The 13,717-nt window shown below is 68.7% G+C and carries 13 protein-coding genes; 3 read left to right on the top strand and 10 right to left on the bottom strand.

Annotation, left to right across the window (positions count from 1 at the left end):
• Positions 1-178 precede the first annotated feature (178 nt).
• The 5 genes from D457_RS0117090 to D457_RS0117070 all read right to left on the bottom strand — a co-directional run bounded on the left by D457_RS0117090 (position 179) and on the right by D457_RS0117070 (position 6,432).
• Positions 179-358: a hypothetical protein gene (locus tag D457_RS0117090; protein WP_017581896.1), complete on the bottom strand. Its 180-nt coding sequence runs from the start codon at positions 356-358 to the stop codon at positions 179-181.
• A gap of 88 nt (positions 359-446) precedes the next feature.
• Positions 447-1,409 carry a PadR family transcriptional regulator gene (locus D457_RS0117085; protein ID WP_017581895.1) on the bottom strand — a complete coding sequence of 321 codons (963 nt, stop codon included), beginning with the start codon at positions 1,407-1,409 and terminating at the stop codon, positions 447-449.
• Positions 1,410-2,261, bottom strand: a complete 852-nt coding sequence (locus D457_RS0117080; protein WP_017581894.1) for a DUF4097 family beta strand repeat-containing protein — start codon at positions 2,259-2,261, stop codon at positions 1,410-1,412.
• Between the two features lie 329 nt (positions 2,262-2,590).
• On the bottom strand, positions 2,591-2,770 hold the full coding sequence (locus tag D457_RS0117075; RefSeq protein WP_017581893.1) for a DUF6104 family protein: 180 nt from the start codon (positions 2,768-2,770) through the stop codon (positions 2,591-2,593).
• Between the two features lie 32 nt (positions 2,771-2,802).
• Positions 2,803-6,432, bottom strand: coding sequence for a multifunctional oxoglutarate decarboxylase/oxoglutarate dehydrogenase thiamine pyrophosphate-binding subunit/dihydrolipoyllysine-residue succinyltransferase subunit (locus tag D457_RS0117070; protein WP_017581892.1), 3,630 nt, complete (start codon positions 6,430-6,432; stop codon positions 2,803-2,805).
• A 586-nt stretch (positions 6,433-7,018) separates the two neighbouring features.
• Here D457_RS0117070 and D457_RS0117065 point away from each other — a divergent pair.
• Positions 7,019-7,441 carry a BlaI/MecI/CopY family transcriptional regulator gene (locus D457_RS0117065; RefSeq protein WP_017581891.1) on the top strand — a complete coding sequence of 141 codons (423 nt, stop codon included), beginning with the start codon at positions 7,019-7,021 and terminating at the stop codon, positions 7,439-7,441.
• On the opposite strand, the gene D457_RS0117060 is transcribed toward D457_RS0117065, so the two are convergent.
• Positions 7,424-8,650, bottom strand: coding sequence for an MFS transporter (locus D457_RS0117060; protein ID WP_026116732.1), 1,227 nt, complete (start codon positions 8,648-8,650; stop codon positions 7,424-7,426). The genes D457_RS0117065 and D457_RS0117060 overlap by 18 nt on opposite strands.
• Before the next feature lie 116 nt (positions 8,651-8,766).
• Entirely contained in the window at positions 8,767-9,855 is a 1,089-nt protein-coding gene (locus D457_RS0117055; RefSeq protein WP_017581889.1) for a suppressor of fused domain protein, read from the bottom strand.
• A gap of 228 nt (positions 9,856-10,083) precedes the next feature.
• On the opposite strand from D457_RS0117055, the gene rlmN reads away from it, so the two are divergent.
• Both rlmN and D457_RS0117045 read left to right on the top strand, forming a co-directional pair.
• Positions 10,084-11,181, top strand: a complete 1,098-nt coding sequence (rlmN, locus tag D457_RS0117050; protein WP_017581888.1) for a 23S rRNA (adenine(2503)-C(2))-methyltransferase RlmN — start codon at positions 10,084-10,086, stop codon at positions 11,179-11,181.
• A 16-nt stretch (positions 11,182-11,197) separates the two neighbouring features.
• Positions 11,198-11,671 (top strand): YqaA family protein, encoded by a 474-nt coding sequence (locus D457_RS0117045; protein ID WP_017581887.1) that lies wholly within the window; start codon positions 11,198-11,200, stop codon positions 11,669-11,671.
• 11 nt (positions 11,672-11,682) lie between these two features.
• On the opposite strand, the gene D457_RS0117040 is transcribed toward D457_RS0117045, so the two are convergent.
• From D457_RS0117040 to D457_RS0117030, 3 genes are all read right to left on the bottom strand, one after another.
• The gene (locus D457_RS0117040; protein ID WP_017581886.1) at positions 11,683-12,186 is read right to left on the bottom strand and encodes a hypothetical protein; all 504 of its coding nucleotides are present in this window, start codon (positions 12,184-12,186) and stop codon (positions 11,683-11,685) included.
• 140 nt (positions 12,187-12,326) lie between these two features.
• Positions 12,327-12,947: a hypothetical protein gene (locus D457_RS0117035; protein ID WP_017581885.1), complete on the bottom strand. Its 621-nt coding sequence runs from the start codon at positions 12,945-12,947 to the stop codon at positions 12,327-12,329.
• 11 nt (positions 12,948-12,958) lie between these two features.
• A complete protein-coding gene (locus D457_RS0117030; RefSeq protein ID WP_017581884.1) occupies positions 12,959-13,531 on the bottom strand; it encodes a zinc metalloprotease in 573 nt (190 codons plus the stop codon).
• Between the last annotated feature and the right edge of the window lie 186 nt (positions 13,532-13,717).

Raw genomic sequence — 13,717 nt, 5'->3', positions numbered from 1 at the left:
CTGGACACCACAGTCGGGAGCTACTGCCCGGGCTCGGCCCCGCCGCCCCGGCGGTTCGACGACATCACGTTGGTGGAGCTGGCCACGCACACCTCGGGGCCGCCCGGGAGGAGACGAGCTTGCCGCAGACCCTCTGGCCGGGCTTACGCTCCTACTGGCCCTGGCCTCGCTCTGACCCTTACATCAGTTCCGCCGGCGTGTCGAGCTCCTCGGTCAGGAGGGCGAAGGCCACGCGCAGCTCGGCGAGGGCGGCATCCGGGGTGTCCCCCTCGCCGCGGGCGGAGACCCCTGGCCGGAGCACCGCGTGGGCGCACCAGACCCCGTCCCCGTCCTGCTCGATCGTGTACGGAACCAGCAACGGTACTTCCTCGTCCGTCGGATGATGCGCGACCGAAGGGCCCGGAGGAGCACGCCCCCGCGTGCTCCTCCGGGCCCTCGCCCGCCGGTCAGTCCTTCTTCTGGTCGTCCTCGCCGGTGGCGGCGGACCAGGGGTCGCCGCCCGAAGGCGGCATCGGGTGTGCGCCCGAGTCCTCCGGGCCGGACCCCTTGTCCTTCGCGGCCTCGGGCTCAGGGGACTCGGGTGCGTCCCGGCCGGAGTCGCCGGGCGCGGAGTCCTTGTCCTCGGCGCCCCCGGGCCCCCGGTCGGGCGGGCCCCAGTGGCCCAGGTCGCGGCGGATCACCTCGACGGTGTCGTCGAGGATGCGGCGCAGGTCGTGGGTGGCGGACTCGCCGACCTGACCGGCCCCGCGCACCATGTCGCGGACCTTGGTCGAGAAGTCCCGCAGGGCGTGCTCGAAGTCGGGGCGGTCGCCGCCCTCGCGCTCGGAGCCGCCCTCGGTGTCGCGGTCGGAGTCGGTGCGGTTGCCCCAGGCGGCACCGAAGGCGCCGAAACCCTGGGCGAACCGCTCCCACTCGCGGGCCCACATGCCGCTGTCGTCGCAGCGCTCGCGCTTCTCGCGCTTGTCTTCCTCGGAACTCTTCGAACTCTCGGAGTCCTTGGCGTCGCGCTCAGCGCTCGAACCGCGGGCCGCGCCCGAGGCGAACTTGAGCTCGTCGCGCAGGGAGCTGATGGTCGCGCGCACGTCCTGCTTCACGGCCCGGGCGATGTCGCGCACCGAGTCGGTGATCTCCCGCTCCAGGTCGTCCAGGTCGCTCTCGCGGGCCCGCAGCTCCTCGCGCCCTTTGTCGGTGAGGCTGTAGACCTTGCGGCCGCCCTCCTCGGTGTGCGTGACCAGCCCTTCCTCCTCCAACCGCGCGAGCCGCGGGTAGATGGTGCCGGGGGAGGGCGAGTACACGCCCAGGAAGCGGTCGCGGAGCAGGCTGATGATCTCGTAGCCGTGCTTGGGGCTCTCGTCCAGCAGCTTGAGCAGGTACAGCCGGAGTCTGCCGTGGCCGAAGATGGTGCTCATTCAGGCCCCCTCGGGGATCGCGGCCGGGGCTTCGGGCGCGCGCCGCAGCAGCGCGGTCCGGCCGGACACGGTGTTGATGCTGATGGAGGCGGGGTCAACGCCCACGCCGATCTTGCCGCTCAGGGAGTTGCGGGCCGGGGCGGTGCGGCGGTCCAGACCGAAGTCGGAATCCACCTTGCCGGTGACGGCGCGCAGCTCCACGGTGGCCGAGCTCTCCGAGGGCACCCGCAGGGCCACCTCGCCGGAGACCGTGTTCACCCGGACCCGCGCGGAGGACGCCAGGTCCGTGTCGACCAGAACGTGGCCGGAGGCGGTCTTGGCGCGCAGCTCGGCCAGGCGGCCACCGGCCACCGCGAGCTGTCCGGTGGCGCTGTTGAAGCCCAGGGTGCCGCCCGGGTTGCGCACCGAGGCGTCGCCCGAGGCGGTGTTGATGTCGGCCTCACCGGAGACGTGGTCCAGGGTGACCTCGCCGCTGGCGCTGCGGATACGGGTGCGGGAGTTCAGCCCGGCCGCCACCACGGGGGCGCTGGCTGTGGTCACCTCCACCGGGCACTCCCGGGGCACCCGGAGGTTGACCGTGGCTCGGCGGGAGGAGAGGTCCCGGTATCCGCCCAGCTGGATGGGCTTGAGCCGGTCCAGCAGGCCCTGGCCAGTGAGGTCCTTGTAGTGGATGGTGAGGATGCCCGCCTCCTGGGTGACCTCCAGGGGCTCGCCTTCGATGTCGGTGATCTCGAAGGTGACCGGGTCATCCGTGGGGATGATGTTGACCTGTCCGTGGACGATCCGCACCTTCAGGGCGACGATGCCGTCCAAGGTGTGGGTCATCGGACTGTCGATGGTCCATCGTGCCATCGTGAACCCTTTCCGCTCGCTCTCGATGTCTTCACGATATGTCGCGAGTCCGGCAAACTCAAGATATGTCGCGGATTTCAGGGTCCGATCAGGGAGAGCTCGGGGTCGGCCCCGGAGAGCCGGGCGTCACGGACCGCTATCCCCAATCCCCGTGATCTTGCTACCAGAAGCAAGTTCGGCGCCGAACTTGCTTCTGGTAGCAAGATCATTCTCAGGAGGAGGACCGAAGCGCGCGACCGCGGTGTGACCGCCGAAAACGGCCGAGGGGCCCGGGTCGTGATGACCCGGGCCCCTCGGCCGTTTTCGGCGGTCAGTGCGGCTCCGTGTGACTACTCCTCGTCCTCGTCGTCCAACCGGGCCAACCAGGTGGCCAGTCGTTCGACCGGGGTCTCGAACTCGGGGTTGATGTCGGTGAACACCCGCAGCTGCTCGGCGAGCCAGGCGAAACTGACCTCCTCCTCGCCGCGGCGGTTCTCCAACTCCTCGATCCCGCGATCGGTGTAGTACATAGTGTTTTCCAGTCCTACTCGTGTTCCCGGGCCTATTCGGCGGGCGGGAACACCGTGTCCACCAGGGCACGCTGCTCGGCCTCGTGGCGCTTGGCCGAACCGGCCGCGGGCGCGGAGGAGGCCGGACGCGAGATCCGGGTGAACGGACGGTCGAGCTGCTCGGAGAAGACCAGCGCGACGAAGGGCCACGGACCCATGTTCGCCGGCTCCTCCTGGACCCACAGGACCTCGCCCGCGTTCGGGAAGGCCTTGAGCTGCTCGCGGATCTCCTCGATCGGCAGCGGGTAGAGCCGCTCCGCCCGGATGATCGCGGTGTGCTTGTCGCCGCTCTTGCGACGGGCCGCGTCCAGGTCGTAGTAGATCTTGCCCGAGCAGATGACCACGCGACGGACCTTCTCCGGCGTGATCGAGTCGTCCCCGATCAGCGGCCGGAAGTGGCCCGAGGTGAAGTCCTCGGCGGCCGAGGTCGCGGCCTTCAGGCGCAGCAGCGACTTGGGCGTGAACACCACGAGCGGACGCTCGAACGGCGACTTCGCCTGCCAACGCAGCAGGTGGAAGTAGCTCGCCGGGGTGCTCGGCATCGCGACGGTCATGTTCTCCTGCGCGCACTGCTGCAGGAACCGCTCGATACGGGCCGAGGAGTGGTCCGGGCCCTGGCCCTCGTAGCCGTGCGGCAGCAGCATGGTCACGCTGGAGCGCTGGCCCCACTTCTGCTCACCGGCGCTGATGTACTCGTCGATGACGGTCTGCGCGCCGTTGACGAAGTCACCGAACTGCGCCTCCCACATCACCAGGGAGTCCGGGCGGGTCAGCGAGTAGCCGTACTCGAAGCCCAGCGCCGCGTACTCGCTCAGCAGCGAGTCGTGCACGTGGAACTTCGTGGTGCCGTTGTCGAACTGCTTGAGCGGCGTGTAGGTCTCGCCGGTCTCGCGGTCCATCAGCGTGGCGTGGCGCTGGCCGAAGGTGCCGCGGCGGCTGTCCTGGCCGATCAGGCGGACCGGGTGGTCGTCCAGCAGCAGCGAACCGAAGGCCAGCAGCTCACCGGTGGCCCAGTCGACCGCGTCGTTCTCCACCATCGTGGCGCGACGGGACAGCTGCGGCGCCAGCCGCGGGTGCGGCGTGAAGCCGTCGGGCATCGTCACCTGGGTGTCGATGACCCGCTTGACCGTCTCGGTGCTGATGGCCGTCTCGACCTTGGAGTGGTCCAGACGGGACTCGGTGAACACCTCGGGCTTGACCACGGCGCCCGCCTCGATCGGCTTCTTCTCGACCTCGCGGGTCTCGGTGAAGGCGCGCTCGAGCTCGGTCTGGTAGTCGCGCAGGGCCTGTTCGGCCTCCTCCACCGTGATGTCCCCGCGCCCGATGAGGGACTCGGTGAACAGCTTGCGGGTGGAGCGCTTGGCGTCGATGACGTCGTACATCAGCGGCTGCGTGAACGCGGGGTTGTCGCCCTCGTTGTGGCCGCGGCGGCGGTAGCAGACGAGGTCGATGACAACGTCCTTGTTGAACGCCTGACGGTAGGCGAAGGCCAGGTGCGCGACCCGGACCACGGCCTCGGGGTCGTCCCCGTTGACGTGGAAGATCGGCGCCTGCACCATCCGCGCGACGTCGGTGGCGTACACGCTGGAGCGGCTGTCGGTCGGCGAGGTGGTGAAGCCGACCTGGTTGTTCACGATGACGTGGACCGTGCCACCGGTGCGGTAACCCCGCAGCTGGGACAGGTTCAGCGTCTCGGCGACCACGCCCTGACCGGCGAACGCCGCGTCACCGTGGATGAGGATGGGCAGCACGGTGAAGCCGTGGGGGCCCTTGTCCAGCACGTCCTGCTTGGCGCGGACGATGCCCTCGGCGACCGGGTTGACCGTCTCCAGGTGGGACGGGTTGGCGGCCAGCGAGATCTGGATCTTGTCGCCCTCGCGGGTCTCGAAGGTCCCCTCGGTGCCCAGGTGGTACTTGACGTCACCGGAACCGTGCGCGCTGCGCGGGTCGAGGTTGCCCTCGAACTCACCGAAGATCTGCCCGTAGGACTTGCCGCAGATGTTGGCCAGCACGTTCAGGCGGCCGCGGTGGGCCATGCCGATGACGACATCGTCCAGCTCGTCCCTGGCGGCCTTGGAGATCACACCGTCCAGCAGCGGGATCAGCGACTCGCCGCCCTCGAGGGAGAAGCGCTTTTGACCCACGTACTTGGTCTGCAGGAAGGTCTCGAAGGCCTCCGCGCTGTTGAGCCGGTGCAGGATGTGCAGCTGCTCGTCGCGGTCGAGCTTCTCGTGCTCGCGCTCGACGTGCGACTGGATCCACTCCCGCTCCTCCGGGCTCTGGATGTGCATGTACTCGATACCCACCGTGCGGCAGTAGGTGTCGCGCAGCACGCCCAGAATGTTGCGCAGCTTCATGACCTGCTTGCCGCCGAAGCCCCCGGTGGGGAACTCGCGGTCCAGGTCCCAGAGGGTCAGGCCGTGCTCGAGCACGTCCAGGTCCGGGTGCTTGCGCTGCTCGTGGTCGAGCGGGTTGGTGTCGGCCATGAGGTGGCCGCGCACGCGGTAGGCGTGGATCAGCTCCTGGACCCGGGTGGTCTTGTCGAGCTGGGTCGCCGTGTTGACGTGGATGTCCTGGACCCAGCGGACCGGCTCGTACGGGATACGCAGCGAGTTGAAGATCTCGTCGTAGAAACCGTCCTCGCCCAGCAGCAGCTGGTGGATCCGGCGCAGGAACTCACCCGACTGGGCGCCCTGGATGATCCGGTGGTCGTAGGTCGACGTGATCGTCATGACCTTGCTGATGCCCAGCTCGCTCAGCGTGTCCTGGGACGCGCCCTGGAACTCGGCCGGGTACTCCATGGCCCCGACGGCGAGGATGGTGCCCTGCCCGGGCATCAGGCGCGGCACGGAGTGCACGGTGCCGATGCCGCCCGGGTTGGTCAGGCTGATTGTGGTGCCCTGGAAGTCCGGAACGGCCAGCTTGTTGTTGCGGGCCTTGCGGACCAGGTCCTCGTAGCCGCTCCAGAACTCGTTGAAGTCCATTTCGTCGGACTTCTTGACGGAGGGCACGACCAGCTGACGGGAACCGTCCGGCTTCTGCAGGTCGATCGCCAGGCCGAAGTTCACGTGTTCGGGCTTGGCGACGCCGGGCTTGCCGTCGATCTCCGTGTAGGAGTAGTTCATCTCGGGCATGGCCATGGCGGCCTTGACCATGGCGTAGCCGATGAGGTGGGTGAAGGAGACCTTCCCACCGCGGCCGCGCCGGAGATGGTTGTTGATGACGATGCGGTTGTCGAAGAGCAGCTTGACCGGTACCGCGCGCACGCTCGTCGCGGTCGGCATGGTCAGGCTGGACTCCATGTTGGTCGCGGTACGGGCGGGTGCGCCACGCAGCCGCTCCTCGTTGACCTGGAGTGCATCGTCGGTGTTCTTGGGTGCCGGGGCCGCAGCGGCCTTCTTCTTCGGCGCGGGTGCGGCGGGGGCCTTCTCGGGCTGCGCCTTCGCGGCCGCAGTTCCCCCACCCTTCCCGTTGGCCGAGTCCGCGGGCTTGTAGTCCGCGAAGAAGTTCCACCAAGCCTTGTCAACCGAATTCGGGTCGGTGAGGTACTTCTGGTAAAGCTCCTCGACCAGCCACTCGTTCGGGCCGAAATCTGTCAGGGGTTGAGACGCCTCAGACGACACGGCGGAGATCGCCCACTTCCGCAGCTCGCTTGTGAATGTGTAGGAAAGACGGGTGGCTGCTGGCAAGGCGGGCTCAAAGAAGCATGAAGTCGCTCCCCTTGACAGGGAGAATCTGACCTGGCCAGCACTCGTCGGGTACCAGGCTACTTGTACAGACCTCCCGGACGGGAACATCGGTCTTGTTGAAACTGGGAGATACCTAACAATCTTTCACACGAACCTTGTCTCTACGTGTCGGTCCCCTTGCTTTGCGTGGTCGAAGTGGAGCGTTTGATCCTGTTTGTCGGGTTTTTGGGTCTGCTTTGCTGTGACCGCCTCCGGTTAGCCCCGATGTGGCGCGCACCACGATTCCAACACAAGCCACGTCGGCGCGGCTGAACGGCGGCCTGGCGGCGGCCGACCGGTGACGGAACAGTCCCGGCAGTGCCCGACCGACGGCGCGCGACCTGCGCTCGACGGCGAAACGCCGGTGATCGACGACGGCGATGTCCGGATCTGTGTGCTCTTCCCCGTTCTGCCACATGAGGGTCCGCCCGCTGCCTACGATCACCCCACGTCAACGCCGACACATGCGGGTGGGAGGCCGATGAGAGGGCTCGGGGAACTGGAGGCGGCCATCATGGGCGCCCTGTGGCGTACGGAGGTGCCGCTCTCCGTGCGCGGGGTCCGGGAGAACATGGTCTACGACCGGGACGTCGCCTACACGACCGTCATGACGGTCGCGAACATCCTCTTCCACAAGCGCCTGGTGGACCGGGAGAAGGCCGGGCGGGCCTGGGTCTACTGGGCCAGGGAGAGCCACGCCGAGTACACCGCCAGAGTGATGGGGGAGGTGCTCGACACCGGCCCCGACCCCGGTGCGACCCTGCTGCGGTTCGTGGAGCGCTTCGACGAGGAGGAGATGGCCCGCCTCCACCAGGTCTTCAGCCAGGTGCGCGACCGGCGCGGCGCGGGGCGCATCTCACCGACGGTGCGATCGTCAACGGCTCCGTCAGCGACGGCGCAGTGAGCGCACGCTGGGGGCGGCGATCGCCGCCAGGGTGGCCGTGACGGTCAGGCCGGCCACGATGAGGATGGATCGCCCCGGCCCGATCGCCTCGGCCACCGGGCCGATCGCGATCTGGCCCACCGGCATCGCCACGAACGAGCCCAGCGCGTCGTAGGAGTAGACCCGGGAAAGCCTTTCCGGCGGGATGTTTTCCTGCACCGACACCTCCCAGGCCACGCTGAACTGCTCCACCGCCACCCCGCCCAGGAACATCGCGGCGAACAGCAACGGCACCACCGGAGCGGGATCGGCCAGGACGAAGAACGGCAGGGTCTGGAGTGTGACCAGCGAAGTCCCGAAGAAGAGCGCGCGCCGCGGCTGCCAACGGGCCGCCAGGATCCCGCCGACCAGCAGCCCCACGCTGTTGGCGGCCATCACCAGGCCCCAGGTGGTCCGGCCGAACGTCTCGTCGGCGATACCCGGGCCCAGCACGCTGGTGGTCGCCGACCATCCGGCGTTGACCACCATGAACTGCAGCACGATGATCCACACCCACGGCCGGGCCACGAACTCGCTCCACCCGTCCAGCAGGTCGCGCAGCACACCGCCGCCGCCCGGCACCGCCGTCGAGGGCACCCGCAGGAAGAGGAAGACCGTCCCGGCCGCGGCGAACAGCAGCGCATCGACGCCGATCGCCCACCCCGGGCCGACCAGGCCCACCAACACACCGCCCGCCGACATCCCGGCGAACATGCCCAGCTGTTTGGCGATCCCGGCCAGCGCGTTGGCCTGGCGCAGCAGCGTGTGCGGAACGGTCTGCGGGGTCAGCGCCGCCAGGGCGGGCAGGTTGGCGGCGGCCGCGGCCCCGTTCAGCGCGCTCAGCACCATCATCACCGCGAGCGTGGCGGTTCCGGTGAGCAGGGTCAGCGCCAGCAGCCCCTGGGTGAGCGCGGCCAGCACGCAGGCGCCCTGGACCACCAGGGCCCGTGGCAGCCGGTCGGCGAGGACCCCGCCGAGCAGGAGCAGAGCCACGTTGGCGATCGAGCGTGCGCCCACCACCAGGCCCACCTGGGCCAGGGATCCGGTCACGTCCAGCACGGCGAAGGCCAGCGCGACCGTCGCCATGCCGTTGCCGAAGAGCATCAGCACCCGGCCCGCGACCAGGGTGCGGAAGGGCGCGTGGGCCAGCGGCGCCATGATGCCCGGGGCCGGGCCCCGCGTCCCTGCCATGCTCCGTCCCCCCGGTCAGCCTGCCGACCGGAGCACCCTTCCCGAGCCGGAGGCGTGGGTCAACCGGTTTTCCGAGGACGGGGGGCTATCGCCCTAGGACCCAGCGCTGGGGTGTACTACCGGCCCAAGACCCAGCTGCGGCCCTCGGCGGCCAGCTTCTCCACCAGGGTTGCACTGTCGTGCTCCTTGGCGAAGAGGTGTTCGGGGCGGGTGATCGGCACGATCCACAGCCACCGCACCGGGTCGCCCTGGAAGGTCAGTCCGGAGGTGTCCGGCGGCAGGTGGGCCGGGTCGGTGACCAGGGGGCTCGGGTCCTCCAGCAGCAGGACCGCGCCCGCGCCGCCGCGCATGGAGCGGTCCTCGGGGTTGTCCAGCCACTTGACTGTGTGCCCGGTGCCGAACCACGTGACCGCCCGCCAAGGGAATGCGCCGATCCACCGGAAGATCCGCGCCGCGTGGTGCGCGGGCAGAGTCGTGGCCAGGGCCAGTTCCACCCGGGCGTGGTGGGAGGTGTCGGCCATGTACCGGTCCAGGGTCGGCATCCGCTGGCCGCACATACCCACGGTGGAGAGCACGGTGTAGGGGCGCTCCTCCGAGGGGGGCCGTTCCGAGACCCGAAGCAGCGGCGGGTGCCCGTCAGAGACGTCCCAGTAGTGGCCGGGCTCGCCGATCCGGCGGTTCAGGTGGCTCAGGACGGTCCGCTGCACACTGCGCCAGGCGCCTGAGGCGCGCCGCCAGTCCCAGTAGGCCTCGGCGTGCACCACCCGCGGCCACAGCTGGTTCTTGACCGAGTCCAGTTCCCAGGCGTAGGCGCTGCGCCCGATCGCCTCACGGGCGTACCCCGGCAGACCGCTGTCGGCCTCGGCCCAGCCCGGTATCACCGCGAGCAGGCCCTCCTCGTCCACCAGCGCCACCCCGTCGCCCTCCTCGAACCACACCGCGCGCAGCGTGGCCGGGTCGAAGCGGGGGCGCCCCTGGGGGTGCTTGGTGTAGGCCTCCGGCATCAGCGGGGCCTGCCCCCGGTAGAGGCCGCTCGACTCGCTGTCGCGGGGTGCGGCCTCGTGGTTGGCCAGCCACACCGGCACCCGGATCCGCTCACGGGCGTCCAACAGGTAGGCGGCCGTGGTGTGGGAGTCGCACTCGACGACGACGCGACGGCTCTGGTAGGGGCTGATCTCGTCGAGCAGGACGTCGATCTCGGTCACCGGCCCTCCCACGCGCCGACGGGGTGTCGTGTTGTCAGTGTCATGCTGCCAGTGAAAGACCGGTCGGGACGGATCCGCCCGGGCTGTCCACAGGGTAAGTAGAATCGACGGTAGTGCCCTGACAGGCGGAGCAGCACAGCAGTCGCGTATAGGTCGTATAACGACCCGTGCCGCCACATCCCTCCCGCACCGGGCGCAGTCCACCGACTCCACTCCTTACGGATCCTTATGCCCGCCGAGCTCACATTCGTCGCACCCCGCCGTGCCAAGCCGCCCCGGCACCTGGCCGACCTCAGCCCCGAAGAGCGGCAGGAGGTCGTCAAGGAGCTGGGCGAGAAGCCCTTCCGGGCCAAACAGATCGCCAAGCACTACTACGGCGGGCTGGAGTCGGACACCGCGAAGATGACCGACCTCCCGGAGTCCTCCCGGGAGAAGCTCGGCGAGGCGCTGCTGCCCACGCTGCTCACCCCGGTCCGGCACATCACCTGTGACAACGGGATGACCCGCAAGACCCTGTGGAAGGCCTTCGACGGGGTGATGTTCGAGTCGGTGCTGATGCGCTACCCGGACCGCGTCACCCTGTGCATCTCCTCCCAGGCCGGTTGCGGGATGAACTGTCCGTTCTGCGCCACCGGCCAGGCGGGGCTGACCCGCAACCTGTCCACCGGCGAGATCGTCGACCAGGTGGTCGCCAGCGCCCGCGACCTGGCCCGCGGCGAGGTCGCCGGAGGCCCGGGGCGGATCAGCAACATCGTGTTCATGGGCATGGGCGAGCCGATGGCCAACTACAAGCGGGTGCTCCAGACCTGCCGTCAGATCACCGACCCGGTCCCGAACGGCCTGGGCATCTCCCAGCGCGGCGTGACCGTCTCCACGGTCGGCCTGGTCCCGGCGATCAATAAGCTCATCGACGAGAAGATGCAGGTCCGCCTGGCGATCTCGCTGCACGCCCCGGACGACGAGCTGCGCGACGAGCTGGTCCCGATCAACACCCGGTGGAAGGTCGAGGAGGTCCTGGACGCCGCCTGGCGCTACGCCGGGACCACCGGCCGCCGCGTGTCCATCGAGTACGCGCTGATCAAGGACATCAACGACCAGGCCTGGCGGGCCGACCTGCTCGGCAAGCTCCTCAAGGGCCACCTGGTGCACGTCAACCTCATCCCGCTCAACCCCACCCCGGGGTCGAAGTGGACGGCCTCGCGCCCCGAGGACGAGCGCGAGTTCGTCCGGCGGCTCCAGTCCCACGGGGTCTCGGTGACCGTCCGCGACACCCGCGGCCAGGAGATCGACGGCGCCTGCGGGCAGCTCGCCGCCGCCGAGAAGTAACGGGAAGCGGGCCGACGTGGTCGAGACCGCCCTGGCCTTCGTGGTGGCCACCGCGGCGGGGCTGGTCCCGCTCATCAACATCGAGCTGTACCTGCTGGGCGCCGTCGCCGTTCTGGACGACGGCGCCCTCGTCGCGATGGCGGTGGCCGCCGCCGTGGGCCAGACCCTCGGCAAGATCCCCTACTACTACGTGGGGTACGGGACGATCTCGGCGCCCTGGCTCAAGCGCCAGGCGGCCACCCCCGGCAAGTGGTCGGAGCGGGTGAACCGCTGGCGGGCCAAGGCCGAGGCACGCCCCGCCTGGGGTGCGGGCCTGCTCGCCCTCAGCTCCTTCGCCAGCGTGCCGCCGTTCATGGTGGTCTCCGTCCTGGCCGGGGTCCTGCGGATGAACCTCGTGCTGTTCTGCGTGATCACCTTCGTCACCCGCACCGCGCGCTTTTTGATCCTCGTGCTGGCCCCGGCCTGGGCGATGGACGTCCTGCCGGTGTAGAAGGAGTCCCGTCAGCTGAGGTCGTCGCGGTCCACCTCCAGTGATCCGCCCACCGGCTCCAACTCCCCGTCGTCACCGACCAGGTGGGCGCCCTGATCCGGGTTGACCAGCGAGGGCGGCACGTCGTCCCCGTAGGTCTCCAGGAAGAGCACGTAGGCGGAGCCCTCGACCAGCTCCGGCCCGGAGGTGTCGACGGCCCGCTTGACCTCGACCCGCCTGTCGGACAGCTCTCCCTTGTGCACTTCGGACACGGTGAACGTGTGCACGGTGTACTCGACCGGCTCCTGACCGCCCTCCTCGGAGACGTCGATATCCTCGGTCCGTGTCCCCTCCAGGGCGGCCTCGACGACCAGGTCTGCGGCGCCGAGGAGTTCCCCGGCCGAGGAGTACGAGGGATAGTCGCTGGTTGCCTCGGACCGGTCTCCCCCTCCGTCTGAGGAGCATGCTGTGCCTCCGAGCGCCAGGGCGGCGAACAGTACGCCGCACGTCGCCGCGGCGGAAATGATCTTTCCCATGCTGATGACCCTTCGGTGGGAGTCTCGAATGAGACCGCGCTGGTATAGGACCCAATTTTCAGAAAAAGGGTTCCCCGCTCCCCGGGTTTTTTCGTCTCCGAGGGCGGGGTGATGAATGGAAGCCGGTTTCCCGGGGGCCGTTATTCGAGGTCGAAGATCTCCGCCGCCTCGTCCTCGCTGATCACGACCGGATTCTGCACACTCACCGGTTCGAGGCTCCCGTCGGATTCGAGGGTGTAGGCGCCCTGGGTGGAGCTGACGAGTGAGAAGGGAGTCCCTCCGTCGGCCTCCCCGCTGAGGAACAGCACCTGGGGCGCGCCCCGGTCCAGTTCGGCGGGGTCGTCCTCCGCGTAGACCACTCCGTCCAGGGTGCCGCCAAGTGTCTTGACCTCGATGCTCTGGCCGACCTCGGCTTCTCCTGCCAGGACTGACGTCACTTCGACCCGGTGAACGGTGTAGACGAGCAGGACCTCGTCGGGGGCGTCCGGCGCGCCGAGCCCCGGGTCCTCCTCGGCGCTGAGCCCTTCCTCCGGCGGGGCCAGGATGTCCAGCTCCTGGACCTCCGAACCCGTGATGATGCCTTCGACGACCAGATCGGAGGCGGAAGAGAGGTCCGCCGGTGTGTCGAAGACCGGATAGTCGGTGTAGTAGACGACGGGGGAGCCTTCGTCGGCATTCTCGCCACTCTGCGCGGTGCACGCGGAGAGCGCCAGGATCAGGCCTGTCAGGCTTGCCGCCGCGGTGGCGGTGTTTCCTCTCATGGCTTCTCTCCTCAGTAGATGCGGCGGACTTCCGAGACGTCGTACGCGTACGGTGTGGTGCGCGTCCTGTTCCGGTTGTGCTTCATGATCGACAGGCTGGACGTTCTGGGGTTGTCCGCCAGGGAGAGCGCATGCCCCAGTTCGTGCACCGTTGTGCTGAGGATCCAGGCCGTCATGTTGCTTCCGGAGTCTCTTGCCAGGGTGCGGGCGTTGACCCTGATGACGAAACGACGGTTGTTCCTCGTGCCCGAGGGCGTGTACAGGCCGTACCAGCTGTCGTTGTAGCGTGCGGCGGTCATGGTGCGGTTGACCGAGGAGCTGGTGGAGCGGGTGATCGACACGTTCGTGTTCGTGGTCCGGTTCCAGTTCCCGCGAGAGGTGTTGAAACGGTTCACGTAGGTGTCGTTGACACCGGTGTACCGGACGCTGAAGCGGGGACTGCCCACTCCACCGGAGTAGTAGTCGGCGTGCGCGGGGACCGAGCAGAGGCCGATCGTGAGGATCACGGCGATGCAGACGGTCAGGACCCGAGTCAGGGGTCCGTGGCTGGGGGCGGAGGGGGTCTCGGCGAGGGATGCCCTCATGGAGTCTCCAGAAAGGGAAACGAATGTGGCGCAGGGGGAACGGGTTCCATGGTTCGCCGCCCACGCCAAGATTTAACGGCAATTCCGCAGAAAAAAGAGAGAAGTGGCCGAAATGGGACAGCTTCGGGAAAGATCATTTTCGTGGTTCAAGATCCTTTTTACCCGGGCCTCGGGAAACGTCATTAA

The organism is Nocardiopsis valliformis DSM 45023 (genome assembly GCF_000340985.1).
Taxonomy (GTDB): domain Bacteria; phylum Actinomycetota; class Actinomycetes; order Streptosporangiales; family Streptosporangiaceae; genus Nocardiopsis; species Nocardiopsis exhalans.
This window is presented reverse-complemented; position numbering and strand designations above follow the sequence as displayed.